General features: G+C 68.2%; 8 protein-coding genes. 5 read left to right on the forward strand and 3 right to left on the reverse strand.

Annotation, left to right across the window (positions count from 1 at the left end):
- The first annotated feature begins 12 nt into the window (after nt 1–12).
- Nucleotides 13–1,488 (forward strand): rhomboid family intramembrane serine protease, encoded by a 1,476-nt coding sequence (locus M2282_RS24515; RefSeq protein WP_280811372.1) that lies wholly within the window; start codon nt 13–15, stop codon nt 1,486–1,488.
- Nucleotides 1,489–1,506: 18 nt separating this feature from the next.
- Here M2282_RS24515 and M2282_RS24520 read toward each other — a convergent pair whose 3' ends face one another.
- Nucleotides 1,507–2,820 (reverse strand): hypothetical protein, encoded by a 1,314-nt coding sequence (locus M2282_RS24520; protein ID WP_280811373.1) that lies wholly within the window; start codon nt 2,818–2,820, stop codon nt 1,507–1,509.
- 24 nt (nt 2,821–2,844) lie between these two features.
- A complete protein-coding gene (locus tag M2282_RS24525; protein ID WP_280811374.1) occupies nt 2,845–3,384 on the reverse strand; it encodes a hypothetical protein in 540 nt (179 codons plus the stop codon).
- A gap of 167 nt (nt 3,385–3,551) precedes the next feature.
- Between M2282_RS24525 and M2282_RS24530 the strand changes: the two genes are divergently transcribed.
- The 3 genes from M2282_RS24530 to M2282_RS24540 are packed head-to-tail and all read left to right on the forward strand — an operon-like array spanning nt 3,552 to nt 5,704.
- Nucleotides 3,552–4,127: an RNA polymerase sigma factor gene (locus M2282_RS24530; RefSeq protein WP_280811375.1), complete on the forward strand. Its 576-nt coding sequence runs from the start codon at nt 3,552–3,554 to the stop codon at nt 4,125–4,127.
- A 22-nt stretch (nt 4,128–4,149) separates the two neighbouring features.
- The gene (locus M2282_RS24535) at nt 4,150–4,908 is read left to right on the forward strand and encodes an anti-sigma factor (protein ID WP_280811376.1); all 759 of its coding nucleotides are present in this window, start codon (nt 4,150–4,152) and stop codon (nt 4,906–4,908) included.
- 28 nt (nt 4,909–4,936) lie between these two features.
- Nucleotides 4,937–5,704 carry an SGNH/GDSL hydrolase family protein gene (locus M2282_RS24540; protein WP_280811377.1) on the forward strand — a complete coding sequence of 256 codons (768 nt, stop codon included), beginning with the start codon at nt 4,937–4,939 and terminating at the stop codon, nt 5,702–5,704.
- Between the two features lie 130 nt (nt 5,705–5,834).
- On the opposite strand, the gene opgC is transcribed toward M2282_RS24540, so the two are convergent.
- The gene (gene opgC / locus M2282_RS24545) at nt 5,835–6,977 is read right to left on the reverse strand and encodes an OpgC domain-containing protein (RefSeq protein ID WP_280811378.1); all 1,143 of its coding nucleotides are present in this window, start codon (nt 6,975–6,977) and stop codon (nt 5,835–5,837) included.
- A 183-nt stretch (nt 6,978–7,160) separates the two neighbouring features.
- Here opgC and M2282_RS24550 point away from each other — a divergent pair, with 183 nt between their 5' ends.
- Nucleotides 7,161–13,187, forward strand: a complete 6,027-nt coding sequence (locus tag M2282_RS24550) for an alpha-2-macroglobulin family protein (RefSeq protein WP_280811379.1) — start codon at nt 7,161–7,163, stop codon at nt 13,185–13,187.
- Nucleotides 13,188–13,278: the final 91 nt, after the last annotated feature.

The raw sequence follows: 13,278 nt of genomic DNA on the forward strand, positions 1-13,278 counted from the left end.
GGCCGCCGCACCGTGTTCTACGCCATCCCGCTCGAAAACAAACCGAGCTGGCGCAACCCACCGTGGCTGACGGTGCTGCTGATCCTGGTGAACATGATCGTGTGGTGGGGGCCGCAGCGCAGCGAAGAAAGCGCGCGCGAACGCGCCGCCCACTACTACACGAAGAGCGTGCTGCCCGAGCTGGAGCTGCCGCCCTTCGTGGACTGGATCGCCAAGACCGACGCCAAGCGCGGCAAGCTGGGCAAACGCATGCTCCAGGCCAAGGCCTATGCAGAGTTGCTCGAAGGTCTGCAGCACGACAAGGCCTTCCTGCAGAAGCTGAAGGCCGATGAAATCATCACGCCCACCCATCCGCAGTACGCCGAGTGGAAGCGCGACCGCCAGCAGTACGAGTCGATGCTGCCCGCCCCTTTCACCGAGCGCTGGGCGCAGGACTACGGCAAGGACGCCGGATCGAAGCCCTGGACGCTGGTCACCGCCGCCTTCCTGCATGGCAGCACCGGCCACCTGCTGGGCAACATGCTGTTCCTCTTCCTGTTCGGCGCTTCGGTCGAGCTGGCACTGGGGCGCACCACCTACCTCACGTTCTATTTGCTGGGCGCCATCGGCGCCTCGGCGCTGGCCGCCTGGGCCTATGCGGGCAAAGGCACCTACGGGCTGGGCGCCTCGGGGGCGATCTCCGCGCTGATGGGCATGTACGCCGTGATGTACCGGCTGCGGCGCATCCGCTTTTTCTACCAGCTGTTCTTCTATTTCAACTACGTCACCGCGCCGGCCTTGCTGCTGCTGCCGGCATGGATCGTCAACGAGCTGATGCAGCACTGGCTGGGCGGCCAGGGCGTCGCCTACATGGCCCACCTGGGGGGCCTGCTCACGGGCGCCGTGCTGATGGCCGGGGCGATGCTGCTGGGCCGCGTCAAGACGCCCGAGACGGTGAAGTCGGAGATGGCGAACGACGACGACCGCTTCGATGCGCACGTGGCCACCGCCCGCCGGCTGGGCACCGCGATGAAGTTCGAGCAGGCCTCGGCCGAATGGCGCGCCGCCGCAGCGCTGCGGCCCAACGACACCGACACCCTGCGCGCCTGGTTCAACACCGCGCGCCTGCAGCCCGCGAGCGAAGACTTCCACCAGGCCGCGCGCCGCATCTTTCGCCTGCCGGCCACCGACCCCGAGACGATCGCGCTGCAGCACGCCAGCTACCGCTCCTATCTTGACCAAGCCAAGCCGGGCCTGCGCCTGAAGCCCGACGACATGGCCCGGCTCGCGCGCCGCTTCGCGCGCATCCGAGAGTTCGCCGATGCCGACATGCTGTGCCGCATCCTGCTGAAGACCGCGCCCGACCACCCCGCGCTGGCCGACACGCTCTCGGTGTGCGCCAACGGCCTGCTGCATGCCGGCGAGCGCGAGAAGGCCATCGGCCTGCTCCCGCATCTGCTGCGGCTGGCGCCGAACGACATGGTCACGCGCGCATTGCAGCGCGCCTGAGGCGTCTTCTCCCGGCCGTCAGGCGGAGGCGGCGGGCGACGGCCGCAGCAGCCAGCGCACTTCCTGCGTCTGCTCGCTGTCGGGGTAGCGCGACTCCATCGTGGCGAGGATGGGCTGCGCCATGTCGGCGCGGCCCAGGCCCTGAATCAGCGCGCGGGCCGCGAGTTCGTAGGCCTGCGGAATCGCCTCGTTCCCGCGGAAGCGCCGGTCGAAGCCCGACAGCAGCGCGAGCGTGGCATGCGCATCGCCGTTGCGCCATTCGGCCCGCGCCATCGCGATCACCAGGGGTGCATCGTCGAGTGCGAAGGTCTTGTCTTTCTCGCGGCAGGACTTGAAGACCTTGAGCGCTTCGGACGACAGGTCGCGCCGCATCAAGAGCGGAATGAAGCGCCTGGCCTGGTCGAGCATCGTGCTCTGCCTGTCCGGCATCATCGACAGCACGCGGTGGTAGCGGCGCTGCGCGGCCAGGTCGTCGATGGCTGCGGTGCGCTGCGCCTCGTAGGCGGTGCCCAGCGCGGCGCCCAGGTCGCCTTCGGTGATGAACTGCGCCACCTCGGCATCGATGCGCTGCGCGGCGATCTGTGCGGGCGTGCGGCGGTCCACCGGCATGCCATCGCCCACACCGCCGCCGGGTGCCACGTCGATGCCGAAGGCGTCGTGGTGCTGGTACATCACGTACCCCAGCAGGCTCGCCATCACCCAGCCGAAGTAGATGAACGCGAAATTGACGATCGGCAGGATGATGCGGCCGTCGAACATCGGCAGCACCATCGAGATGGCGATCTGCGCGCCCGTGCTCAGCAGGAACAGGAAGAAGCACAGCAGCGCGTACGGCCAGCCGATGGTGCGGATCGCATCCATCACATGGCCCGGGTTCATCGCCTGCCAGAAGCTGCCCGACTGCACCAGCACGAGCACCGCGGCCGGGAAAGTGAAGGACATGACGAACAGCGCCACGGTGCCCAGCACCGGCTGGTACCAGGCGAGCCAGCCGATCAGCAACCCCTGCACCAGCGAGATGGCGAAGAGCTTCCATGGCAGGTAGGTCCACTCGTCGCTCGATTCGCGCCCGAAGTCGGCCGACTGCCAGATGCCGCGCGCGCCCAGCGCGGTGATCTTGAAGCCGTAGCGGCTGGCGGCCAGCATGATGCCGATCTCGATGACGACGAAGGCCAGCGCATCGGGCAGGAAGAAGATCGCCTCGAAGAGCAGGCTGCAGAACGACAGCACCAGCGCATAGGCCAGCGGCCGCAGCTGGAACGGGAAGGCGAAGAAGCTGTTGAGGCGGTGCCAGAACGGCGGCGGGGGTGGCAGCGAATCCTGGACGATCATGACGGCTCCTGTCCTTGTTGTTGTCTATTTGCGGAAGAACTCGCTCTGGCTCATGGCGCCGCGGCCGCCCAGGCGCACCACCGTGGCCTCGTCGGCATGCACGAGGCGCACCTGGCCGAGCTCGCGCTCCAGGCGCTGGGTGAAGCTGGTCTTGAACTGGAGGATCGAATCGCCCATCTTGAGCACGTTGGTGCCCTGGACGGTCGCGCTCCTGCGGTCGGACGCGAGCTCGACGCTGTCGATGTGATAGTCGTATTCCACGGAGAGGATGCTGCCGGCCTGGTCGCCGATGGCACGCAGCTTCTCGAAGGTCCTGTGCTGGGCTTCGCAGGCTTCGTCGCGGTTGTGCGTGGTTTCAACCGTCTTGCCCATCATCGTGGTCTTGCTCTCGATGACGGCCTTGCGGCTGAGCTGCTTGCACAGCTTGTCGGCGTCGTTGGCCGAAATGGCGCGCGCTTCCTTCTGGTAGTAGTCGCGCACCATCGGCTCGTCGAGCTTGCGGCCGCCGACAAGGAAGTACCACGCGCCCACGCAGAGCACGATGACGATCGCAATTTGCTTCATTCCGCCTCCCGCGTTGCGCGGCCTCGCTCCGATTTTGCGGGGCAGTATACGTTAACGAATGTTTCCAAAACCGGGGTTGGCTGGGGTTCCGGAGAGCTGTTGTTTGAATCCGGCGCCCCGGCGGGGCCGTACCTTGTCCATGCCCACCGATGCCCGACAATCCGCCGATGACAGCACCCAGCCCCGACGCCGAACTGATGGCGCTGATCGATCGCATCGGCCATCGCGACGAAGCCGCCCTGCGCCAGCTCTACGACCGCACCGCACCCAAGCTCATGGGTCTGGCGATGCGCGTGGTCCGGCAGCGCGAATGGGCCGAGGATGTCTTGCAGGAGGCTTTTCTGACGGTCTGGCGCGTGGCCGGCGACTACCGAGCCTCGCTGAGCCCACCGCTGGCCTGGCTGGGGCTGATCGTTCGCAGCCGGGCGCTCGACCTCCTGCGCCGCCGCACTGCCGACCGCGCCCAGCTCACGCAGGAGTTCGACGAACTGATGGCCGACACCCTCGAATCCGATGCGCCCAACCCCGCAGACACCGCCGATGCGAGCGAACAGGCCTGGGCGCTGCACCAGTGCCTGAGCCAGCTCGAGGGCCGCCAGCGCGAGGTTGTCAGCCTGGCCTACCTGCGCGAAATGAGCCACGGCGAGCTGGCCGAGCAGCTCAAGCTGCCGCTCGGCACGGTCAAGACCTGGATCCGGCGCGGGCTGGAAAAACTGCGCGTCTGCATGGCTCGCTTTGCATGACGGCGGAGAAAGCAGCTTTCTTATGAACCTCACCGCCCATCCCGAACTGCTCGAAATGCTGGCCGCAAGCCATGCGCTCGGCACCCTGCGCGGCGGTGCACGCCGCCGTTTCGAGACCCTGGCGCGCGAGCAGGCGCCGGTGCGCGCCGCGGCGCTGGTCTGGCAGGGCCGGCTCGCGAGCATGACCGAGCTGCAGAGCCCGATCGTTCCCGACGCCGCCGTCTGGACCCGCATCCGCAACATCATCGATGCCGAGAAGGCGCAGTACGCCGTCGAACGGCAGCGCGATGCGGCCAACGCGCGGGATGCCGCCAGGCCGCAGGGCGGGTGGCTCGGCAGCCTGGCGCTCTGGCGCGGCGCCACGGCCGCGGGCGCGCTGGCCACCGTGCTGGCGGTGGTGGTCGGCCTCAACCTGCGCGACCAGTTGAACAATGCGCCGGCCGTGCAGTACGTGGCCGTGCTGTCCGACGACCAGGCCGCCGCCTCGATGCTGGTGACCTTCGACCCGAAGAAGAAGCAACTGGTGCTGCAGCGCGTGGGCAGCTACAGCGAAGGCACCGACAAGTCGCTGCAGCTCTGGGCGCTGCCGCCCGGCGGCGCACCGCGCTCGCTGGGCGTGCTCGACAGCGCACCGGCGCTGCGGCTGGCTGCGTCAGAATCCGATGTGCACCAGGTGCCGACCCTGGCCGTTACCCTGGAAGCCAAGGGCGGCGTGCCACCGGGCAGCGGCCCGAAGGGCCCCGTCGTGTTCAAGGGCGCCCTGATCGAAAAAACAATCTGACCCGCTTTCTGCCATTCCGATGCCCTCGATGAAATCCGCGCTGGCCGCGGCCGCGCTGCTGATGGCTGCGCTCGCCGCCCACGCCCAGACCGCCTCGGCCGCCTTCCCCTACGAGGCGGACGGCGCCACCGCCGCCGACGCCTCTTCCGCCTACCTGGCCGCCAAGGCGCGCTGGCACAACGAGCTCGCGGCTTTCGCCCGGGCCGACCAGGAGCACCTGCCGCCCCCGGGCGGCGTCGTGTTCGTGGGCAGTTCCACCGTGCGCATGTGGACCCGCCTCGCGCAGGACTTTTCCCGCGTGCCCGGCGGCGTGGTCAATCGCGGTTTCGGCGGCTCGACGCTGGCCGACTGCAGCCTCTTCGCCCGCGACCTGGTGGTGCGCTACAAGCCCCGGCAGGTGGTGGTGTACGCCGGCGACAACGACCTGGCCGAGGGCCGCACGCCGCTGCAGGTGCTCGACAGCTTCGCGCGCTTTGCCAACACGGTGCGCGCCGAGCTGCCGGACACGCGCATCAGCTTCGTCTCGGTCAAGCCCAGCCCCTCGCGCGAGCAGCTGATGCCGCAGATCCGCGAGACCAACCACGTGATCTCGGCCTACCTGAACCTGCTGCCCAACAGCGAGTTCATCGACATCTACACGCCGATGCTCGGTGCCGACGGCCGGCCGCGGATGGAGCTGTTCCGCGGGGACAGGCTGCACATGACGGATGCGGGCTACCGCCTGTGGCAATCCGTGATCGCGTCGCACCTGCCGGGTGCCGACGCACCCGCAACGCCCGCCCCCAGCCTGCCCTGAACCAGCCTCAGAAGGTGTGAAGAAACCGTAGCGAGCGGTTCGAGCTTGCACCGAGGACCGGAACCGTACTCTGTACGGTGAGGACCGCAGGTGCGAGATCGGACCGCGCAGTAGGTTTATTCACACCTTCTCAGGCGGGCGCCGGCCCCGACGGCACGTCATCCGCCGGCGGCGGCACATCAGCACCGCGCGTGAACCGCGCCACGAAGTACATCCCCGCGAACACCACCAGCAGCAGGAGCCCGTCGCCCCACCAGGGCCGCGCGGTCTGGCTGTCGCCGTAGAAGGCCAGCACCAGCAGCACCGCCACCAGGTGCGCGCAGAACACCGGCAGCGACGCCGAGCCCATCGCCTCCAGCCAGTGCAGCCGCGGAATGCGGCGCATCAGCCAGGGCCCGAAGCGCACCGCCAGGATGCCCAGCGCCAGGAGGTTCACCAGCCGCAGCGGCCCGAGCTGCCACTTGTCGAACAGCAGGTTCATCTCCACGTCGCCGCCGAACGGCGCCTGGCCATTGATGCCGGTGTGGCGCCAGTAGAACCCGTAGATCGCGATGGCGGCCGCCAGCACCAGCAGCCACCACGGAAAGCGCAGCGGCCGCGCCTCGGGCCCGTTGCGGGTGGCGCCGATGCACAGGCCCGCGAACCAGAGGAACTGCCAGGCATAGGTGTTGAAGGCGCCCATCTCGTGGAACGGCACCGGAATGCCCAGGTAGTGCACGGCCAGCCCGTAGATCCATTCGCTGACGCCGAACTGCGCCGCTGCCCACACGGCAACGCTGGCCAGCATCACCAGCGTCCAGCCGTGGCGCATGGCGAAAGCCAGCACCCAGGGGCTCATGAGCATGAAGAAGATGTACATCGGCAGGATGTCCAGCAGCGCCGGCTCGTAGATCAGCAGCAGCCCGAACAGGAAGCCGTCGCGCGGCTCCGCCAGGTAGTACGAGACCAGGTTCTTCACCGCCGGCTGGTCGATGTGCAGCCCGAGCGCCGCGATCACCGTGAACAGGAACAGCAGGATCGCCGCCTGGCACAGGTAGACCTTGACCACGCGCCGCCAGAACGCGATGCGCATCGAATCCACCCCGCGGACATAGCCGATGCGGCTGTAGACCAGCCCCGCCACGAAGGCCGACAGCAGCACGAAGCCCTCGGCGGCCGAGACGAAGCCGAAAGGCTGGCCCAGCGGATCGGTCAGGCGGGTCGGAAGATGGGTGACGGTCATCAGCACGAGCATCAGCCCGCGCAAGGCGTCTATTTCCCAGTAGCGTTTCATCGGTCGGCGGCGAGGTCTTGGTGGCGGTCTGCGCGGCGCACGCACGACGGGGTGGATTGTAAGAAGCCCGACGTAAACCTCGTGTGAACCGGGCCGGAGGCACGAACGACATATGACGGTTGGCACTGACGTTTTGAAGCACAAATAGGCTACGCTGCGCGCTGCCCCCAAGGAGGAGATTCCGTGACCCGTTTCGTTCCCTCATTGCTCCTGGCCGCGAGCACGCTGCTGGCCGCCCCGAGCTTTGCACTCCAGATCACCAGCCTGACCCCGCAAGGCGAGGTGGCGCGCGTGCGCCAGATCGTTGCCAAGTTCGACCAGGCCGCCGTCAATTTCGGTGATCCGAAGGCGCCCGCGCCGCTCTCGGTGAGCTGCACCGATGCGCAGGCCGGCAAGGGCACCGGCCGCTGGACCGACGCAAAAGCCTGGGTCTACGACTTCGAGAACGACCTGCCGCCCGGCGTGCGCTGCACCGTCACCCGCATCCCCACCTTCAAGCCCAGCGCGGGCGGCGAGCTGACCGGCCCTGAGCGCTACCAGTTCAACAGCGGCGGCCCGTTCGTTCGCAGCTTCATGCCGGGCACCTACGCCCGCATCGACGAGCAGCAGATGTTCGTGCTCGAACTCAACGGCGCGGCCACGCTGGAGAGCGTGCGCCAGAACGTCTGGTGCTCGGCCGACGGCGTGGGCGAGCGCATTCCGGTCAAGCTGCTCGACGGCGAGCAGCGCGCGGGCGTGCTCAAGGCCTTCAGCCGCGACAAGGCGGCCGAGAAGGACCCGCTGCGCTTCATCACGATGCAGTGCAACCGCACGCTGACGCCGGGCGCCAAGGTGCAGGTGGTCTACGGCAAGGGCGTGGCCACGCCCTCGGGCGTTGCCAACAACGTCGAGCGCCGGCTCGACTACCAGGTGCGCGAGCCCTTCGCCATTTCGTTCACCTGCGAGCGCGAGAACGCGCAGTCCGCGTGCCTGCCGCTGCGCCCGATGCAGCTGAGCTTCAACGCACCGGTCACGCGCAAGCTGGCCTCGCAGATCGAACTCAAGGGCGACGGCAAGACGATCAAGGCCAAGCTCGACAACGACGGTGGCACGCAGAGCGACGACGACGTGGTCAGCAACGTGAGCTTCGGCCCGCCGCTGGCCGAGAGCACGCAGTACAGCATCGAGCTGCCTTCCAAGTTCGAGGACGCCTCGGGCCGCCCGCTGGCCACGCCCGCCACCTTTCCGCTGAAGGTGGCGACCGGCGCGATGCCGCCGCTGGCCAAGTTCGCCGCCTCGCCCTTCGGCGTGATCGAGCGGCTGGCAGAGCCCGACACCCCGGCCATGATGCCGGTGACCGTGCGCCGCGTGGAGCCGCAGCTGATGGTGCAGGCCCTCACGCCCGGCAAGGTGAGCGACATGAACCCGAAGACCGACGCGGAAATCATCGCGTGGTTCCGCAAGGTGCGCCGCTACGACAGCTACACCGTCTCGCGCGAACAGGCGCGCAAGGACGTGAAGGGCGCGCTGCCGCCCGTCATCGACAAGGACGACCGCACCAGCCTGCAGACCCGCATGCTGTCGCTGCTGGCGGGCCAGCCGGGCGTGAAGGCACTCGACATGCCCAAGGCCGAAGGCGGCGACCCGCGCCCCTTCGAAGTCATCGGCATCCCGCTGACGCCGGGCTTCCATGTGCTGGAAATCGCCTCGCAGAAACTGGGCGAAGCCCTGCTCGACGAGCGCTACCCCGCCGGCCGCACGATGTACGTGCGCACCACCGCGCTCGCCACCAACCTCGCGGTGCACTTCAAGCTGGGCCGCGAGAACTCGATGGCCTGGGTCACCACCCTGGACAAGGGCAAGGTCGTCGCGGGCGCCGAAGTGCGCGTCTCCAGCTGCGACGGCAAGGCCGTGGCCACCGGCACCACCGACGCCAACGGCATCGTCACGCTGCAGGGCGTGTCGCCGCAGGCACCCAGCTGCAACGGCCCGAACGAATACGACAGCGGCGCCTGGTTCGTGAGCGCCCGCGCCAAGGACGACAAGGGCGTCGAAGACCTCGCCGTCACCTTCAGCGACTGGCAGCGCGGCATCGAGCCCTGGCGCTTCAACGTGCCCACCAACCTGCAGCCCGAGCCCGACCGCATCGCCCACACCATCTTCGACCGCACGCTGCTGCGCGCTGGCGAGACGGTGTCGATGAAGCACCTGATCCGCACGCAGACCAGCAAGGGCTTTGGCCTGCCGGAAAACCGGCCCGACACGCTCGTCATCACGCACACCGGCAGCGGCCAGCGCTTCACCCAGCCGCTGAACTGGCGCAAGACCGCCACCGGCGGCCTGAGCGCCGAGAACACCTTCCCCATTCCGCCCGCCGCCAAGCTCGGCGCGTACGAGGTGATGCTGCGCACCGGCGGCGGCAAGGACGCCAACGGCGACAGTGAAGAAGGCGACGGCGACGAAGGCGGCGGCAGCCGCAGCTTCAGCACCGGCACGTTCCGCGTCGAGGAATTCCGCCTGCCCGTGCTCGAAGGCCGCATCGCGCCGACCGAGAAGAAACCGCTGGTGGCCGCAACGAGCGTGCCCACCGACGTGCAGATCAACTATGTAGCCGGCGGCGGCGCCGCCAACCTGCCGGTGCGCGTGTCGGCCATGGTGCGAGGCAAGAGCCTGAGCTTCCCGGACTACGACGCCTTCAGCTTCAACCCGCCGCGCGTCGAACAGGGCGAAGGCACGCAGGCCGCTGTCGCGGCCGACACCGCGGGCGGCGAGGAAGACATCAACAGCGCCAGCGACACCCGCGTGATCGCCGACAAGCTGCCGCTCACGCTGAACAAAGACGGCGCCGGCAAGGTCACCATCGACAAAGTACCGAAGGTGAAGGCCGCGCGCGAGCTGCTGCTCGAAGCCACCTACGCCGACCCGAACGGCGAGGTGCAGACCATCCGCAGCACGCAGACGCTGTGGCCGGCCTCCGTCATTGCCGGCATCAAGACCGAGGGCTGGGTCTCCACCAGCCAGAAGCTCAAGTTCCAGGCGCTCGCGCTCGACCTCACGGGCAAGCCCCAGGCCGGCGTGACGCTCAACGTGCGCGCCGTGGCCCGCATCACCACCACCAGCCGCAAGCGCATGGTGGGCGGCTTCTACACCTACGACAACAAGACGGAGACCAAGGACATCGGCACTGTCTGCAGCGGCAAGAGCGATTCGCGCGGTTTGCTGTTGTGCGAATCGGAGCTGAAGGAAGCCGGCGAAGTGGAACTCATCGCCAGCGCCACCGACGGCGACGGCCGCGACAGCAAGGCCGTGAGCTCCGTCTACGTGACCAAGCAGGGCGAACTCTGGTTCGGCGGCGAGGACAACGACCGCATCGACGTGTTGCCCGAGAAGAAGAGCTACCAGCCCGGCGAGGTCGCCAAGTTCCAGGTGCGCAGCCCCTTCCGTTTCGCGACCGCGCTGGTCTCGGTGGAACGCGAAGGCATCATCGAAACCCACGTCGTGCAGCTCGACGGCAAGGACCCGACGGTCACCCTGCAGGTCAAGGCCGACTGGGGCCCGAACGCGTACATCAGCGTGCTCGCGCTGCGCGGCCGCCTGCGCGAAGTGCCGTGGTACAGCTTCTTCACCTGGGGGTTCAAGGCGCCGCGCGAGTGGTGGACCGCCTTCTGGTACGAGGGCAAGGAATATGTCGCGCCCACCGCGATGGTCGACCTGAGCAAGCCCGCCTATCGCCTCGGCATGGCCGAGATCCGCGTGGGAACGCGCGCCCACCAGCTGGACGTGACCGTCACCAGCGACAAGCCCAGCTACCCGATCCGCAGCAAGGCGCAGGTCACCATCACCGCCAAGCTGCCCGACGGCAAGCCGGCCGCCGGCGCCGAAGTGGCGCTCGCCGCGGTCGACCAGGCCCTGCTGGAACTCATGCCCAACGACAGCTGGAACCTGCTCAACGCGATGCTGCAACGCCGCAGCTGGGGCGTGAGCACCTCCACCGCACAGATGGAAATCGTCGGCCGGCGCCACTACGGGCGCAAGGCCGTGCCCGCGGGCGGCGGCGGCGGCAAGGGCCAGACGCGCGAGCTGCTAGACACCCTGCTCGTGTGGAACCCGAAGGTGGTGCTCGATGCCAACGGCCAGGCCGTGGTGACCGTGCCGCTGAACGACGCGCTGACCACCTTCAAAATCGTGGCCGTCGCCGATTCGGGCACCAGCCTCTTCGGCACCGGGCAGGCCAGCATCCAGGCCACGCAGGACCTGCAGATCATCAGCGGCCTGCCGCCGCTGGTGCGCGAGGACGACCAGTTCCGCGCCCAGATCACGCTGCGCAACACCACGCAGAAACCGATGAAGGTCGAGGCCACGCCGCGCGCCACGCTGCTCACGCTGGAGACGCAGACCGTGGACATCCCGGCCGGCGAAGCGCGTGAAGTCGCATGGACCGTGACCGCGCCCGCGCAGCTCGCGCAGACGCGCGCCGAAGCCATCCTGTGGGAGATCGAGGCGAAGGACACCCTCGGCGGTGCGCGCGACGCGCTCAAGGTGCGCCAGCGCATCGTGCCCTCGGTGCCATTGACCGTGCAGCAAGCGACGCTGGTGCAGGTCGACGGACCTTTCACGCTCGACGTGGCCCCGCCCGCCGACGCCCTCCCCGGCCGCGGCGGCCTCAAGCTCTCTCTGCAACCCAAGCTCGCCGAAGGCCTGCCGGGCGTGCGCGACTGGTTCGCGAACTACCCCTTCATCTGCCTCGAACAGAAGACCAGCAAATCGGTCGGCCTGCGCGACGCGAAGATGTGGCAGGGCGTGCTGGCGACGTTGCCGACCTACCTCGACAGCGACGGCCTCGCCAACTACTTCCCGCCGCGCGACGGCGAAGCCAACCGCGGCAGCGACATCCTCACCTCGTACCTGCTCGCAGCGACGAACGAGGCCGCGCAGCTCAACCCCGCCTTCGCGCTCGCCGACGACGTGCGCGCGCCGATGGAGTCGGGCCTGATCGCTTTTGTCGAGGGCCGCATCACGCGCGAGTTCTGGAGCCCGCGCAAGGACCTGGACGTGCGCAAGCTCGCCGCGCTCGAAGCGCTCTCGCGCTACGGCAAGGCCAAGGGGAGCATGGTCGGCAGCATCACCATCGCGCCGAACCAGTGGCCCACCAGCGCGGTGATCGACTGGCTCAACATCCTCAAGCGCGTGAACGATGTGCCGCAGCGCCAGCAGCGGCTGGACGAGGCCAACAACGTGCTGAAGGCGCGCCTGTCGTACCAGGGCACCAAGCTCATCTTCAGCACCGAGCAGGACGATTACTGGTGGTGGCTGATGACCAACGGCGACGTGAACACCGCCCGCCTGCTGCTCAGCGTGATGGACGACCCGAGCTGGAAGGACGACATCGGCAAGCTCGCCAACGGCTTCATCGGCCGCCAGCAGAACGGTGCCTGGCACACCACCACCGCCAACCTGTGGGGCGGGCTCGCGCTGGAGAAATTCAGCAAGGTGTTCGAGAGCACGCCGGTGGCCGGCGTCACGGCCGCCACGCTGGGCGCGGTGAAGGCGCAGGTCGACTGGAGCCGTGTGGAACGCGTGAAGACCAGCGACGCGGCCGGCGCACCGAACCAGACCACCTTCTTCGGCGCACCCGCATCGCCGGGCAACCTGAAGAACAACACGATGTTCCTGCCGTGGGCTGCCTCCCCCTCGGGCGCCCCGGTACGCGACACGCTGTTGGTGACGCAGCAAGGCACCGGCAAGCCGTGGCTCACGCTGCAGTCCATTGCCGCCGTGCAGCTGAAGGCGCCGTTCGCGGCCGGCTATGCGATCAAGAAGACCATCACCCCGGTCGAGCAGGCCACCGCGGGCAAGTACACCCGCGGCGACGTGCTGCGCGTGACCCTCGAGGTGAACGCCAGCGCCGACATGACCTGGGTGGTGATCAGCGATCCGATCCCGGGCGGTGCAACCATCCTGGGCGGGGGCCTCGGCCGCGATTCGCAGATCGCCACGCAGGGCGAGAAGAAGTCGGGCGCGGGTTCGCCGGCCTTCGAGGAACGCAGCTTCGAGGCCTTCCGCAGCTACTACGAGTACCTGCCCAAGGGCGTGGTGAAAATGGAATACACCGTGCGCCTGAACAACGTCGGCGACTTCGCGCTGCCGCCCAGCCGCGTCGAGGCGATGTACGCGCCCGAGATGTTCGGCGAGACGCCGAATGCGCGGGTGAAGGTGGAGGCGGCGAAATAACTCGGCCACCGGGGAACGGTGAAGGGCGGGCCGTCATCCCGCCTTCACCGGTTCCCGTCACCATCGCAGCGAAGCAACCAACCAACAACCT

The sequence above is a fragment of the Variovorax boronicumulans genome, assembly GCF_029892485.1.
Lineage (GTDB): Bacteria > Pseudomonadota > Gammaproteobacteria > Burkholderiales > Burkholderiaceae_C > Variovorax > Variovorax boronicumulans_B.

What these genes read in the sequence shown, in the direction of transcription:
- M2282_RS24535 (WP_280811376.1), top strand. Translation starts at nt 4,150, where the DNA reads ATGAACCTCACCGCCCATCCCGAACTGCTCGAAATGCTGGCCGCAAGC.
- M2282_RS24540 (WP_280811377.1), top strand. Translation starts at nt 4,937, where the DNA reads ATGAAATCCGCGCTGGCCGCGGCCGCGCTGCTGATGGCTGCGCTCGCC.
- M2282_RS24520 (WP_280811373.1), bottom strand. Translation starts at nt 2,820, where the DNA reads ATGATCGTCCAGGATTCGCTGCCACCCCCGCCGCCGTTCTGGCACCGC.
- opgC (WP_280811378.1), bottom strand. Translation starts at nt 6,977, where the DNA reads ATGAAACGCTACTGGGAAATAGACGCCTTGCGCGGGCTGATGCTCGTG.
- M2282_RS24525 (WP_280811374.1), bottom strand. Translation starts at nt 3,384, where the DNA reads ATGAAGCAAATTGCGATCGTCATCGTGCTCTGCGTGGGCGCGTGGTAC.
- M2282_RS24530 (WP_280811375.1), top strand. Translation starts at nt 3,552, where the DNA reads ATGACAGCACCCAGCCCCGACGCCGAACTGATGGCGCTGATCGATCGC.